Source organism: Amycolatopsis sp. EV170708-02-1, from assembly GCF_022479115.1.
In the GTDB taxonomy this organism is placed as follows: domain Bacteria; phylum Actinomycetota; class Actinomycetes; order Mycobacteriales; family Pseudonocardiaceae; genus Amycolatopsis.
In genome coordinates this window covers 361,816-376,168 of sequence record NZ_CP092497.1, presented here as the reverse complement: position 1 = coordinate 376,168, position 14,353 = coordinate 361,816, and the positions used below count along the sequence as shown (strand labels likewise).

Genomic DNA, 14,353 nt, shown 5'->3' with positions numbered 1-14,353 from the left:
CGCGTGTCGTCCTTGCAGACACGTGTGTCGTCCGTTCAATCACGCGAACCCGCCATCTTCGTCGGCGACCCTGCGCCTTCCGGCCTTTCGGTCACCCGAAAGGGAATTCACGGGACCGAAAAGGGCAATCGGGAGGGCTGAACGGCGCACTCCGAAAGGAGTAGTTCAGCTCGGGTTCTTTTCCAGGTATTCCGCCCAGACCTTCTTGGGCACGCACATTCGCCACGCGTCGACGATCAGCTCTCGTAACTCTTCGTAATCGAGTGCGGACAGCCGGGCGCGGACCCACTGATAGCGCATATCGGACGGAATCGGCATCATGAACTTGTCCGGCTCGCCCGCCACCAGTGCTTCCCGCTCCTCTTTGGGATAGCCGAATCCCATCACGGTTTCGTCGGGCGAGAGCGAAAGGAAGACGATTCGCCCCACGCGGAACTTCGCCCGGTCCCGGACCAGCGCCTCATAGGCGCGGGGGAGCCCCGAAACGATCTCTCTGACGTCATCCCCGGTTACCATTTTTCCACCATTCTCCGCTGTCTGTTCCCCAGTCACCCTTGGCGCCCATGGTGAAGGCGACGTAAAGGTATTCGTCGAGGATCTTCGCCAGTGACACGGGCCTGCCCATCAGGGCGGGGATCTCCGCCCCGCCGTCTCCCGCCTCCGCGATCACCGCGGCGGCCCACGCGCGGCCGAGTCGCAGATGTCTCCCGAACGCGGCGCCGTCACGCGCGCCGTGGAGAGTGGCCGCGATGGCGGCGTCCCACGGCATGATCGTGTTGGGCCGCAACGCATACAGTGCCTTGGCCGCGGCGGTCTGGCCCAGCGTACGCCTGGTCCGTCCCGCCGAGACGACGACACCCGCGAGGTCCGCGTACGCCTTCGCGGCGGTGTCGATCCCCTCGTCCGTCAGGTCGACGAGATCGGCCGAGGGCAGGGTGGCGCCCCAGGTCTCCCACCAGGCCAGGATCCCGTCGTCGAAGGGGGCGGGCTCGCCTTCCCGCGGGTACCGGATTCGGCATCCCCACGAGTTGAGCCAGCGAAGAAGAATTGTGCGATGCGCGGGCAGTGACAGGTCGATCGCGGACCGCGTTTCCGCTCTGAGTCGAAGCCACGAGGTGTCCGCATTCGCGAAGCCGTTGAACACTTCGGCGGCCCGCCGGAGTTCGGCGAGTGGCGGCAGGGGGTCAGACATGGGCGAACCCTATCCGGTGCCACCAAGGGGGTGAATTTCCGCGTCCAACTATTGGACTTTGTACATTGAGTCACCTATTTGTATCTGCTGCATGGTTCATTGGTCCTTTAGGGTTGTGGCCAGGAAGGCTGCAGGGATGACGGTCACGCAGTGCGATTGCGTTACCCCATCCAGGGGAGGAGATGGCATGGGCAGACCCGAGCGACCGTTGGACGGCTCCACTGGTCCGATCGCCGCATTCGCTCACGATCTGCGCGTTTTGAGGAACCGTGCGGGAAACCCGAGTTACCGGGAGCTCGCCAGGACGGCACTGTTCGCACCTTCCGTGCTGTCCAGCGCGGCCAGCGGCCACCGGCTGCCCACGCTCGCCGTGACGCTGGCGTTCGTCTCCGCGTGCGGTGGGGACCGCGCCGCGTGGGAACGGCGCTGGCGGAGTGTCGCCGGGCAGACCGGGGGTGGCGGCGAGGAACGCGCGCCCGCGCCACCGACGGCCGAAGCACCGCCGGATGGCGTGCACGCGTTGGCATCCGGCGTCATCCGCCTCGCCCGTCCGGCCCAGCTGCCGATGGGATCGAGGACTTTCGTCGGCAGGGAAGGGGATCTCGCCGACGCCGCGGAGATGATCGGGTCGAGCGGCCCGGTCAAGGTGCCGTTGCTCGTCAGCGGCCCGATCGGGGTGGGGAAGACGGCTTTCGCCTTGCGGCTGGCGGAAGAGGTGGCGGCGGACTTCCCGGACGGGCAGCTCTACGCCGATCTGGGCGGCAGCGGAACCGGGGGCCGGTCGGCCAACGGGATCGTGCGCGGATTCCTGCGCGCGCTCGGCGTGCCGGCGCATCTCGTGCCCGACGACCCGATGCAGCGGATCGGGCTCTACCGATCCCTGCTGGCGGAACGCAAGTTGTTCGTGCTCCTGGCCGGGGTCAGCGACGAGGGCCAGGTGCGGCCGCTGCTGGGTCAGGCCCCGCACAGCCAGGTCGTGGTGACCAGCCGCGCGCGGCTGCTCGGCCTGGAGGACACGAACCGTGTCGAGCTGGATACGTTTTCCCGCAAGGAATCGATGGCCTTGATCGGCCGGATCGCCGGACCGGCCCGGGTGCGGGCGGAGCACGACGCCACCGACACGATCGCCGAACTGTGCGGGGATCTCCCGCTGGCGATCAACATCGTCGGCCGCAAGATCGCCGCCCGCCCGGAATGGGCGATCGCGTACACGGCGGGCCAGCTCGCCGATCGTGAACGGCTCATGGACAGCCTCTGTGTCGGTGATGTCAACGTGCGGGACCGGTTCACCGCGGCGTACGAACACCTTTCGCCCACCGAGCGGGAGGCCGTCCACCACTTCGGGCAGAGCGGGGCGGGCTGGACGACGTCGATCGGCGTCGCCGCGGCGATGGGCATCATGATCGAGACCGCCGACGAACTCCTCGAGTCCGTGGTGGACGCCGGACTTCTCCAGCGCGCCAACGTCGCCGGCCGCTACGCGGTCTCCCGGTTGGTCAGCGCGTTCGCCTCCGAACGGCAGCGGGAGCCCGGACCGTTCGCCGCCGCCGTCCCGATGGCGGGCCACCGGGCGCGGAAGAACGCGTTCGAATCGCTGCGCCACGAGGCCGTGCGCACCCTGCCGGGAGGCTCGTCCGAAGGTTGATTGTTCTCGCCGCGCGGCGCTTCCGGTCAACGGGCCGCGCGGCTTGAATGAGTCGACGAATGAAGGCGAGCGAAATTCGGTGACACAATGCTGATTCTGTCGATGAAGGAGGGCCACGATGGCGGGATCGTGGCGATCGAGGACGGCAAGCTGCTGTTCGCGCTGGAGTCGGAAAAGGACAACTACCCGCGCTACGACCGGATCACCGGCGAGCTGATGGCGCGCGCGGCGGGCATGCTCGACAAGCAGCCCGACGTGGTCGCGCTCGGCGGCTGGGTCAAGGGGAGTTCTCGGTGGAACCGCCGTCGCGCACCGGGTACTTCGGTGTCGGCGAGGGCGCGATCTCCGATGAGGCGGGCAGGTTCTTCGGCAAGGACGTGCGCTACTTCTCCTCCACCCACGAGCGCTCGCATATCTACACCTCCCTCGGGATGGCCCCCGCGGCACCCGGCCAGGCGTACTACTCCCTGGTGTGGGAAGGGAACATCGGTGACTTCTACCGGATCGACGAGCGCGGCGAGGCCACCCACCTGCAGCACGTCCTGACCGACCCCGGCGCGAAGTACGCGTACCTCTTCGCGCTGGCGGACCCGGGTTTCCCGCTGGGCAAGGGGAAGTTCCGGTTCAACGACGCCGGCAAGCAGATGGCGCTGACCGGGTTCGCCGAGCCGGGCCCGCTCACGCCGGACGAGCAGAAGACCATCGACTTCATCCTCGACCGCGACGGCATCATCCTCGGTCTGTCCAAAGAGGAGATGTCCTGGTCCCATCTGTACAACGCCGGCGTCTGGTCGCAGGAATACCGCAACGCGGCGGCGAAGCACTCGCAGGCCATCTTCAACCGGTTCTACGACTACGCGGAGAAGAACCTGACCGAAGGCCTGCCGCTGCTGATCTCCGGCGGCTGCGGCCTGAACTGCGACTGGAACCGGTTGTGGCGCGAGAGCGGCCTGTTCTCCTCGGTGTTCGTGCCGCCGTGTCCCAACGACAGCGGTTCCGCGCTGGGCACGGCCATCGACGCGCAATGGTTCTACACCGGACAGGCGACCATCGAATGGGACGTCTACGCGGGGGAGAACTTCGTCGAGGACGTCGTCCCGGATCCCGCGAAGTACGAGACGCGGCCGCTCGTGGCGAGTGAGGTCGCGAAGTACCTCAAGGACGGCAACATCATCGGCTGGGCCCGCGGCCGGTACGAGATGGGCCCGCGGGCGCTGGGCAACCGGTCGATCCTGGCCGCGCCGTTCACCGTGGACACCACGGTGCGGCTCAACAAGATCAAGCGCCGCGAGGACTACCGCCCGATCGCCCCGATCGCGCTGGAATCCGACGCACCCAAATGGTTCGTCGGCTCGGTGCAGGATCCGTACATGCTGTACTTCAACCACGTCACCTCGGACGAGTTGAAGGCCATCACGCACGTCGACGGGACCGCGCGCACTCAGACGGTGACGCGGGAGCGCAACGCCGGCATCACCGACCTGCTCGAAGCGTTCCGCGAGCAGACCGGGTTCAGCGTGCTGTGCAACACCTCGCTGAACAACAACGGGCGCGGTTTCCTCAACCGCACCAGCGATCTCATCGAGTACGGGGAGACGTACGGCCTCGACGGCTACGTCATCAACGACACGTTCGTGACCCCGCGCGCCTCCTGAAATCCTTGCCCAACGGGGGTAAGGCCCGGATGCCACCGTCCCAGCAGTGGCGTCCGGGTACCTCGTGGTGCCCGAACGAACGGGGAAGACCATGCGAGTCGTGCTCGCGGGCGGCGGCGTCATCGCACTGCTGACGGCGCTGGAGTGCGTGTCCGCCGGGCATGAAGTGGTGCTCGCCGACCAGGCGGACATCCCGTTCTCCGGCGCGACCTCGTTCGACCGGCACCGCGTGCTGCGCGCGGTGCATCCCGGCGACCCCGCGGCCACCGCGGCCGCGGTCGGCGCGCATCACGCGTGGCTCGAACTGGAGCACTCGTTGTCCACGTCGTTCTACGAACAGGTCGGCGCGCTCACCGCGATGCCGCCGGACGAGGCGGCGGCCGCGCGGGATCTGGTGGCCGCGGCGGGATCGAAGGCCGAAGTGCTCGGCGCGGACGAACTCGCCGGGGAATTCCCGCACGCCGGGTTCGTGCCGGGGACGGGCGCGGTCTTCGAGGCGCAGGCCGGGGTCCTGCTCGCCGACCGGGTGCTGACGGCGTGCGCCACCCGCCTGCGGTGGCACGCGAACGCGGAACTCCACCCGCACCGCAAGGTGATCGGGATCGACGCCGACCGGGCGGAGGTCCGGCTGGCCGATGGCGCGATCCTTCGCGGCGACGCCGTCCTGGTGGCGGCGGGCCCGTGGTCCAGGGAACTGCTGGCCCCGGCGCTGTCCAGGGAGCTCGTGCTGCACCGGCAAACGATGCTCTACTGCGACGTCCCACCCGCCGACGCCGCCGCGTGGGCCGCCACTCCGGCGATCACCTCGCTCGGCTCGGCGGGCGGCGCGTGGCTGGTGCCGCCCGTCGCCGGGACGCCGTTGAAGCTCAGCGCCGCGAGCGCGTGCCGCGTCGTCGACGAGATCGGCGGCGCCACCGTGCCCTCGTGGTGGCGTGAGCACCTGATCGACACGTTCGCCGCGCTGATCCCGGGTTTCCGCCGGGATTGGCTGGTCGACACCCGGGACTGTCACTACCTGGCCCGGCGCTCCACCCTCGGCCCGATGCTCGCCGTCCTCGGCGACCGGGTCCTGTCCTACGCGGCGTGCGGCGGCTCGTCGTTCAAATTCGCGCCGCTGATCGCCCGGTCCCTGGCCGCGCGCCTGACCGGCGCCGACCCGGTCCGGACCGGGCTCGAACCGCTCGACCGGCCGCTCGTGCGAGCGGGCGGTGCCCACCCGATCCGTCCTGCCCTACGAGGTGTGTCGTGAAACTGCTCGCGCTGGAAGCCAGCCAGAACTCCTACTACTACCTGCCCCGGTACCAGCAGATCGAGGACTTCGGCGGGGTGCTGTACGTGCTCAACGGGATCGGCACCGAGGATCTCTGGCCGTCGGATCGCTACCGGATCGCCGGCAGCAACCACATCGACGACCTGATCCGGCACGCGAAGGCCTGGCACGCGGAAGAATCCTTCGACGGTGTGCTCACCTTCTCCGAGTCCGGGGTCGTCCTGGTCGCCGCGGTCGCCGAAGCGCTCGGCCTGCCGGGTATCGGTGCCGACGCGGCGCGGACCAGCCGGAACAAGCTGATCATGCGGCAGGCGCACGAGAAGGGCGGGGCCGCGCATCCGGACTACCGGTTCGTCGAAGACCTCGACGCGGCCCTGCGGGCGGCCGAGGACTTCGGCTATCCGGTGATCCTCAAGCCGACCCTCGGCGCGGCGAGCAACTTCGTCTTCCGGGTCGACGACGAAGACAAGATGCGGGAACGCTACGCGCAGGCACGCGAAGGCATCGACGGGATGTCCTGGTACAACATGGAGGCCGAAGGGCTGGACCTCGGCCCGCACGGCCTGCTCGTCGAGTCCTTTCTGGACGGTCACGAGCATCTCATCGAAGCGGTCGCCTGGGACGACGAGGTCTACCTCGGTTCCATTGTGGACAGGGTCACTTCGGAGGGGGAGACCTTCGACGACGACGTGCACCACGCGCCCACGTCGCTCACCGCCGAGCAGGTGGCCGAGGTGCACGCGGTAGTGGCCGCCGGTGTGCGAGCACAGGGCCTCACCCGCGGCGCGCTGCACGCCGAAGTCCGTTTCCATCAGGGAAAACCGTTCCTGCTGGAGATCGCCGTGCGGCCGGGCGGCGGCGGACTCGACCACATGGCACGGCTTTCGGCCGGCTACGACCCGATCAGGGGGCTCATGGACGTCTCCCGCGGTGTCCGGCCGGATGTCCACCACTTCAGCCCGACCGGATTGCACACCGCCGCGATGTGCCTGATCTGCCCGGGCGGGGTGATCGCCTCGATCGAGGTCCCGCCCGCGGTGAACGAATCGGAAGCCTTGTACTACCTCAAGATCTTCGCCAAGCCGGGTGACCTGATCAAGCGCCCGCCGCTCGGCAACAACATCTTCGGCGGCATCGGCGCACTCGGCGCGTCCTTCGACGAAGCCATGCGCAACGCGAACGACCTAGCCGGGAAGATCGAGGTCAAACTCTCCGAAACCCAGAAGTAGCACCGGATCCTGTTCGACGAAACCGGACCCACACCCAAGGGCTCGGTGGCGGAAGACGCCCAAAACCGCGTGGAGGAAGCGTGTCACGGACTGCCACCCAACGGCACTACCTGATGGTCAGACCGACGTATTTCGACGTCGAGTACTCGATCAACCCCTGGATGGACCCGAAGAAGCCGACGGACACCGAGCTGGCCATCGCGCAGTGGGAGTGGCTGCGTGATCTGTACGCCGACCTGGGGCATCGCGTCGAGCTGCTCGATCCGCTGCCCGGCCTGCCCGACATGGTGTTCGCGGCCAACGGCGCCACCGTGGTCGACGGGCAGGTGCTCGTGGCGCGGTTCCACCACGTGCAGCGGGCAGGGGAGTCCGACGCGTATCTCAAGTGGTTCCGCGACAACGGATACCGCTACGTGCGGCAGGCGCAATGGGTCAACGAGGGGGAAGGCGACTATCTCGTCGCCGGGAAGACGATCCTCGCCGGCACCGGGTTCCGCACGAACCCGGAGGCGCACAACGAATCCCGCGAGTTCTTCGGCCGTCCGGTGACCAAGCTGACGCTGATCGACCCGCGGTACTACCACCTCGACACGGCACTCGCCGTCCTCGACGAAGACACGGTCATGTACTACCCGGGGGCGTTCTCCGAGGACAGTCGTCTGCTGCTGAAGGAGCTTTACCCCGACGCGATCCTGGCTTCCGAAGCCGACGCGTCCGTGTTCGGCCTCAACGCCGTCTCCGACAGCAAGCACGTCGTGCTCCCGCAGGCGGCCACCGAGCTGACCGCGCAACTGAGGGAACACGGTTTCGAACCGATCGGCGCCGACCTGTCCGAATTGCTCAAGGCGGGCGGGAGCGTCAAATGCTGCACGCTGGAACTGCGTGCCGCTCAAGGAGACTAGATGGAATCGGCTGTACAGGAGCGATCCGGGCGTATCACATTGCGCCGGATCGTCGTCGGGGCCGCGCTGATCGCGGTTCCGGTGGCGGTCGTCGTCGTGGTGCTCGGCCTGGGATCGGCCTACGCGCCCGTCGCGGGCACTGGGGCCAAGGCCGCGGGCAGCGGGCCCGACACCTACGCGCGCCTGCTGGTCGCGCTTCCGGTGATCCTGGGCGCCTGCCATCTGGCGGGTGTCCTGGCCCGGCGGCTCGGCCAGCCCGCGGTGATCGGCGAGATCGTCGCCGGCATCCTCCTGGGGCCGTCGCTGTTCGGGATCGTCTGGCCGGCCGCGTTCGGCTGGCTGTTCCCCGGCGGGGTGGTCTCGGCGATCAACATCCTGTCGCAGCTGGGTCTGATCTTCTTCATGTACCTGGTCGGTTCCGAGATCGACCTCGACGCGGTGCGGCGGCGCGGGTTCACCGCGGTGACCGTCAGCCAGGTCAGCATCGCGCTGCCGATGGTCTGCGGCATCGTGCTCGCGCTCGGCATGTACCCGGCCTTCGGCGGTGACGTCGGCTTCCTCGCCTTCGGCCTGTTCATCGCGGTCTCCATGAGCGTGACGGCGTTCCCGGTGCTGGCGCGGATCCTGACAGACCGCGGCCTCGCGAAGACACCGCTGGGCGCGCTCGCGCTCACCTGCGCCGCCGTCGACGACGTCGCCGCCTGGTGCCTGCTGGCCGTGGTGGTCGCCGTCAGCCAGGGCGGGACGCCGTCGGAGGTCTTCCTGACCGTCGGGCTCACCCTGGTGTTCGTCGTGGCGATGATCTACGTCGTCAAGCCGCTGCTGGCCAAGGTGCTCGCGCGCGTGCCGGAATCCGCGGTGCTCGCGATCCTGCTCGGCGGGATCATGCTGTCGGCGCTGGCCACCAACGAGATCGGCATCCACGCGATCTTCGGCGCCTTCCTCTTCGGGGTGATCGCGCCGAGGAAGGAGCCGGTCGTCGCCCGCGCCGCCGGGAAGCTCGGCAGCGTGACCCTGACGTTGCTGCTGCCGCTCTTCTTCGCCTACACCGGGCTGCACACCGAGTTCAGCCTGCTCGGTTCCGGGTCGCTGTGGCTCTGGACCGTGCTGATCACAGCGGTGGCGGTGTTCGGGAAGTGGGTGGGCAGCACGACGGCGGCGCGGCTGACCGGGGTCGGCTGGCGCGAATCGCTGTCCCTCGGGGCGCTGATGAACTGCCGGGGGCTGACGGAACTGGTGGTGCTCAACGTCGGCCTCCAGCTGAAGGTGATCAGCCCGGCCGTGTTCGCGATGCTCGTGATCATGACGCTGGTGTCGACGATCGCCACCGCCCCGGCGCTCACCCTCATCGCCAAGTTCAAGACGAGACCGCCGGTAGAGCGGCGGCGGAAAGTGGATAGGACACCATGACCAGCAAGGAAACCCTAGTCAGCACCTTCGCCGAGGTCGTCCTCGACGACGAGGTCCGGGACACCGTCGGGAGCGACCTGCGGTCCTTCCCGAACCCCGTCGACGACATCGACCGCTCGCTGGCGATGCTCCGTGTCACGTTCTCGAAGCTGCCGATCGACCAGCTTCAGGCGATCCTGGACTTCGGCAGGCACGTCGACACCCCCGGCGTCGCGCTCGTGCGCAACCTGCCGGTGGATCCGGAGCTGCCGGAGACGCCGATCGACGGCGAGCCCAGCAAGGACAAGAAGACGTTCGTCGCCGAGACCGTCCTTTTGGGACTGAGCCAGCTGCTCGGCGAGCCCGTCGGGTTCACCACCGAGAAGAGCGGGCGGCTCGTACACGACGTCGTCCCGGTGTCGGCAGGGTCGCGGAGCCAGACGAACCAGAGCTCGCACGTGTTCCTGAACTTCCACAATGACATCGTGCACGACGAAGTCGGTCGCTACGACGTGTCCAATCCGGACTTCCTGGTGCTGAACTGCGTGCGCCAGGACGGCAACAAGGAAGCCGTCACCTACTACGCCGACGGCAGGGACATCTCGGCCGCACTGGCCCCGGAGGTGCTCGACGTCCTGCGTCGCCCGCTGTTCCGGCTCAACGCGCCCGGCAGCTACGTGCGCGACGTGGCCAAGGGGGCCGACGTGCTCTCCGACCTCGTGCCGGTGATCTCCGGGCCGGCGGATTCGCCGGAAGTGGCGGTCTCGGCCAACGGCGTGGTGGGGGAGACCGTCGAGGCGGAGCAGGCGCTGGAGGAGCTGCAGCGGGTCTGCCGCGAGGTGGCCCACCAGGTGAAGCTGGAGCCGGGGACGGCGCTGCTGATCAACAACCGGAAGGGGCTGCACGCGCGGTCGCAGTTCTTCGCGCGGCACAACGGGCGGGATCGGTGGCTGCAGCGTACCTACATCCGGCGGAGTCTGTGGACGATCCGGTACCGGGGGACCGCTGAGGACCGGCGGGTGCACTGAGGTTTCGGGTCGCGAGTCCGTGAAGGCCTCCTTGAGGGACCCAGATTCCCTCAAGGAGGCCTTCACGGACAGCCTGCCTCCGCGGACGCCGCACGAGGCATGTTCAGGCGAGCGGCCGACCGGGTAACCGTCCGCGAAAGCACCCGACGGGAGGGAACCCGATGACAGAGAAGCTCCGGCCGCCGCAGCAGCAGGAACCGCCGGGCGTGACGTCGAAAATGGACCCGCGGCCCCGTGACTCCATGGAGGACTACGAGGGCCGCGAGCTGCTGGCGGGCCAGCGTGCCTTGATCACCGGCGGCGACTCCGGGATCGGCCGCGCGGTCGCCATCGCCTTCGCGAAGGAAGGCGCCGACGTGGCGATCGCGTATCTCAACGAACACGAGGACGCGAAGTACACCGAGGAACGTGTCCGCGCCGAAGGGCGCGAGTGTCTCCTCCTGCCGGGTGATCTCGCCGAAGCGACGCGATGCCGCGAGATCGTGGACCGGACCGTGCAGGAGCTCGGCGGGCTGGACATCCTGGTCAACAACGTCGCCACGCAATGGCCGGTCGACTCTCCGGAGGAGCTCACCGACGAGCAGTGGACGCATACCTTCGACGTGAACATCCACAGCTTCTTCCGGGTGACGAACGCCGCGTTGCCCCATCTGGGCGAGGGCTCGGTCATCATCAACACCGGTTCGGTGAACGGCTTGCGGGGCAACAAATCCCTGATCGACTATTCGGCGACCAAGGGAGCCGTGCACGCCTGGACGTACGCGATGGCGCAGGCGCTGGCCGATCGCGGCATCCGGATCAACTGCGTCGCGCCCGGTCCGGTGTGGACACCGCTGATCCCGTCGACGTTCCCGCCGGAGAAGGTGGAGAAGTTCGGCCTCCAGGTCCCCTTCGAGCGTGCCGCTCATCCGGACGATCTCGCGCCGTCGTACGTCTTCCTGGCGTCCAACCGGCTTTCGTCGTACTACAGCGGTGAGGTCATCGCCGCGCTGGGCGGCGAGACCACACCCGGCTGAGGCGCGCCACGGCGTCGGCTTCGGGCGCCACACGGTCCAGGCACGAACTCACGCCGGGATCGCCCGGCTCCGGCTTCACCGCGTGCACGAAATCGGGGAACTTGATGCCGTCCTGGATGAAGAACACCGGCATGTTGTTGCCCACCAGGTCGTAATTGCCTTGGCGGGTGTAGAACTTCGTCGCGAAGCCGCGGACGTCGCGCACCGTGTCGGCCGAACCGCGGGAACCGGCCACGGTGGAGAACCGCACGAACACCGGGATCTTCTCGCCGCTGGTGAGGAATTCGGCGACCGTGTAGTCGGCCAGCGCGTCGTCGTAGGCTTCGAAGAAGCCGTAGGCGCCCGCGCCACGCGCGTGGAAATCCTCGAGCAGGGTCGGGCCCCGGCTACCCGCGGTCAACGAGTCGTCGGTGTGGTCGACCCGGACTCCCTGCTGGGTCGTCAGCACGGACTCTTCCGGATCCACCCGGCTTCCGTGCAGCTGCTCGTTCTTCGCGTCCTGTCGCACAGGTCTCGCCCCTTCGCGGTGGTGGGTTCCCTCGCGGCTACCCCGGCGCCGTTTCGGCGAAACGACACCGGGTAACCGGCGGGCGGGACCTTCGAGGAGGTGCGAATGACGACGGTGGGCCGGCCGGCCGTGCTGGAGATCCGCGATCCCGCCGACGGCAGTCTCGTCGGCACGGTCAAGGCGGCGACGACCGACGGGGTCAAGACGGCGATCGCCGCCGCGAAGCGTCGGGCCAAGGGCTGGGCCGCCACGACGGCGGCCGCCCGCGGGATCGCGCTGAAGGACGCGGCCAGGTCGCTCCGGGCGCGAGCGGGCGAACTCGCCGTCCTCATCGCGAGCGAGACCGGCAAACCCCGGGGCGAGGCCGAGGAGGGTGTCCTGGCCGGAGCCGGGACCCTGGAGCAGTACGCGGAACTGGGGCCGGTGCACCGCGGCAAGTCTCTGCTGGGTGATTCGTCGGCCACCGACCTGATGGTGCCGGAACCCCGGGGCGTGGTCGTCGCGCTGACACCGTGGAACGATCCCGTCGCCGTGGCCTGCGGGCTGCTGGGCGCGGCATTGGTCACGGGGAACACGGTGGTGCACAAGCCGAGCGAACGCTGCCCGCATACCGGCGCCTGGCTGGGAAACGTGCTGGCGCAGGCCTTCCCCGACGGCGTGCTCCAGACCGTGCAGGGCGACGGAAGCGTCGGCGCCGAACTCGCGGCCCAGCCGGACGTCGATGTCGTCGCCCATGTCGGCGGCACGGCCGCGGGCCGCTCGATCGCGGCGAGCGCGGCGCGGACCGGTGCCAAGGTCTTGCTGGAGAACGGCGGGAACGACCCGCTCGTCGTCGACGCCGGCGTGGACCCGGTCTGGGCGGCCGAGCAGGCAGCGATCGGGGCCTTCACCAACTCCGGGCAGATCTGTGTCTCGGTCGAACGCATCCATGTGCACCAGGACGTCGCGGACGCCTTCCTCACCGCTTTGGCCGCCGAAGCGGGCCATCGCGAACTGGCCCCGCTCGTCGACCGGCGCCACCGCGAAGGGGTCCACGCCCAGGTCGCGGAGGCGATCGCGCAAGGCGCCGATCCGCTCGCCGGAGGGTTCCTGCCCGACGGCCCCGGCGCCCACTACCCGGCGACCGTCCTCGCCGGGTGCACGCCGGGGATGCGGGTCCTGACCGAAGAGACCTTCGGCCCGGTCGCACCGGTGACCGTGGTGGCGGACTTCGACCAGGCACTCGAACAGGCGGCCGCCGGCGAGTACGGTCTCGCGGCCACCGTGCTCACGACCTCGATGGTCCACGCGCAGCGCGCCTGGCGCGAACTCCCGGCCGGCACCGTGAAGATCAACAACGTCTTCGGCGGCGCACCCGGCGGGGCCGCCCATCCGCGGGGCGCCAGCGGCAGTGGCTACGGCTACGGGCCGGAACTGCTCGACGAGATGACGCAGACCAAGGTCGTCCACCTGGGCCCTCCGGGGCCGTGATGGGTGGCCGGAAGACCCCGATCGCCTGGATCGCCCGGGCGTTCCGGGTGCCGGGGGAGGAACGCCGGAGTCTTATCCAGACGGCTAAGGCCACGTCCGCGGCCGTGATCGCGTGGATCGTCGCGACGGCGGTCCTGCGGCTGCCCCAGCCCTTCCTGGCGCCGTACGCGGCGGTGTTCCTGGTACAGGCCACCGTCTATCGGTCCCTGCGCGGGTGGGCACAGCAGGTCGGCGCCGTCAGCGTGGGAGTGCTGCTCGCCGCGGGCGCCGGCCAGGTCGTCCCCTCGGTGACGGTGGCGCTCGGGCTGGTCATCTTCGTCGGCCTGCTGATCGGCTCGTGGCGGGGGTTCGGCGATTCGGGGGTGTGGGTCGGGATCACCGGCATGCTGCTGATCTCCTACGGAAACGCGACCGAACCCGTCCTGCTCGCCGACCGGCTGCTGGAAACCGCGCTGGGGGCGGCGATCGGCGCGGTGCTCAACGCGGTGATCCTGCCGCCGCTGCACGGCGAGCGCCTGCGGGCGGCGACCTCCCGGCTGGCTGCGGCGATCGCCGACGTCCTCGACCGGACGGCGGAGCTGGTTCGCGGCGGCGAGGCACCCGACGGCCTGGACGACCGCATGGAGGACGTCCGCAGCCTCGTCGCGGAGGCCGAGGACGCGATCGGCTGGACCAGGGAGGGCCGGTACCTGAACCTCCGTGGACGGCGTGAGACGCCGGAGGAGCCCTTGGCGAACCTCGTCTCCCTGTGGCATCCGCTCGCCCAGCTGATCGACGCCGTGAGCGAGGCCGCCCGGAGCGAGCAGCCGTTCCGGCATCCCGGCGAACACGCGCGCGGGGTGGTCGGCGACCTGCTCGAAGCCCTCGCCGAGGTGGCCCGTTCGGGTGATCCGGACAAGCTCGATCGATGCCGCGACCTGGTCGGCGAGATCGACCACCTGCTCATGACGCCCACGGACGAGGTCACCACCTCGATCGGGCTGGGCGCCATGGCGCTGCCCGCCCGGCGGCTCGTCCAGCGGCTCCGCGCCGATTAAGGCGAGGCGACG

General features: G+C 69.0%; 12 protein-coding genes and 1 pseudogene. 10 read left to right on the top strand and 3 right to left on the bottom strand.

Annotation, left to right across the window (positions count from 1 at the left end):
• Positions 1 to 165: 165 nt before the first annotated feature.
• Positions 166 to 516 (bottom strand): MmcQ/YjbR family DNA-binding protein, encoded by a 351-nt coding sequence (locus tag MJQ72_RS01470; RefSeq protein ID WP_240597192.1) that lies wholly within the window; start codon positions 514 to 516, stop codon positions 166 to 168.
• Positions 500 to 1,192 carry a hypothetical protein gene (locus MJQ72_RS01465; protein WP_240597191.1) on the bottom strand — a complete coding sequence of 231 codons (693 nt, stop codon included), beginning with the start codon at positions 1,190 to 1,192 and terminating at the stop codon, positions 500 to 502. Before MJQ72_RS01465 ends, MJQ72_RS01470 begins: the two co-directional genes overlap by 17 nt.
• Positions 1,193 to 1,379: 187 nt before the next feature.
• Here MJQ72_RS01465 and MJQ72_RS01460 point away from each other — a divergent pair, with 187 nt between their 5' ends.
• From MJQ72_RS01460 to MJQ72_RS01425, 8 genes are all read left to right on the top strand, one after another.
• Positions 1,380 to 2,837 (top strand): NB-ARC domain-containing protein, encoded by a 1,458-nt coding sequence (locus tag MJQ72_RS01460; RefSeq protein WP_240597190.1) that lies wholly within the window; start codon positions 1,380 to 1,382, stop codon positions 2,835 to 2,837.
• Positions 2,838 to 3,130: 293 nt separating this feature from the next.
• Entirely contained in the window at positions 3,131 to 4,492 is a 1,362-nt protein-coding gene (locus MJQ72_RS01455; protein ID WP_240597189.1) for a carbamoyltransferase C-terminal domain-containing protein, read from the top strand.
• 46 nt (positions 4,493 to 4,538) lie between these two features.
• Positions 4,539 to 5,741: an FAD-binding oxidoreductase gene (locus MJQ72_RS01450; protein ID WP_240597188.1), complete on the top strand. Its 1,203-nt coding sequence runs from the start codon at positions 4,539 to 4,541 to the stop codon at positions 5,739 to 5,741.
• The gene (locus MJQ72_RS01445) at positions 5,738 to 6,991 is read left to right on the top strand and encodes an ATP-grasp domain-containing protein (RefSeq protein WP_240597187.1); all 1,254 of its coding nucleotides are present in this window, start codon (positions 5,738 to 5,740) and stop codon (positions 6,989 to 6,991) included. The genes MJQ72_RS01450 and MJQ72_RS01445 overlap by 4 nt, the downstream gene beginning before the upstream one ends.
• Before the next feature lie 80 nt (positions 6,992 to 7,071).
• Positions 7,072 to 7,893: a dimethylargininase gene (gene ddaH, locus MJQ72_RS01440; protein WP_240597186.1), complete on the top strand. Its 822-nt coding sequence runs from the start codon at positions 7,072 to 7,074 to the stop codon at positions 7,891 to 7,893.
• Positions 7,894 to 9,303 carry a cation:proton antiporter gene (locus MJQ72_RS01435; RefSeq protein ID WP_240597185.1) on the top strand — a complete coding sequence of 470 codons (1,410 nt, stop codon included), beginning with the start codon at positions 7,894 to 7,896 and terminating at the stop codon, positions 9,301 to 9,303.
• Positions 9,300 to 10,310: a TauD/TfdA family dioxygenase gene (locus MJQ72_RS01430; RefSeq protein WP_240597184.1), complete on the top strand. Its 1,011-nt coding sequence runs from the start codon at positions 9,300 to 9,302 to the stop codon at positions 10,308 to 10,310. Before MJQ72_RS01435 ends, MJQ72_RS01430 begins: the two co-directional genes overlap by 4 nt.
• A 161-nt stretch (positions 10,311 to 10,471) precedes the next feature.
• Positions 10,472 to 11,326: an SDR family oxidoreductase gene (locus MJQ72_RS01425; protein ID WP_240597183.1), complete on the top strand. Its 855-nt coding sequence runs from the start codon at positions 10,472 to 10,474 to the stop codon at positions 11,324 to 11,326.
• Positions 11,327 to 11,390: 64 nt separating this feature from the next.
• Here the strand turns inward: MJQ72_RS01425 and MJQ72_RS01420 are convergent.
• Positions 11,391 to 11,834 (bottom strand): annotated as a pseudogene (locus MJQ72_RS01420) (catalase); the annotation flags it as partial.
• 105 nt (positions 11,835 to 11,939) lie between these two features.
• Between MJQ72_RS01420 and MJQ72_RS01415 the strand changes: the two are divergent.
• A complete protein-coding gene (locus MJQ72_RS01415) occupies positions 11,940 to 13,304 on the top strand; it encodes an aldehyde dehydrogenase (RefSeq protein WP_240597182.1) in 1,365 nt (454 codons plus the stop codon).
• The gene (locus MJQ72_RS01410; RefSeq protein ID WP_240597181.1) at positions 13,304 to 14,341 is read left to right on the top strand and encodes an FUSC family protein; all 1,038 of its coding nucleotides are present in this window, start codon (positions 13,304 to 13,306) and stop codon (positions 14,339 to 14,341) included. The genes MJQ72_RS01415 and MJQ72_RS01410 overlap by 1 nt, the downstream gene beginning before the upstream one ends.
• Positions 14,342 to 14,353 lie beyond the last annotated feature (12 nt).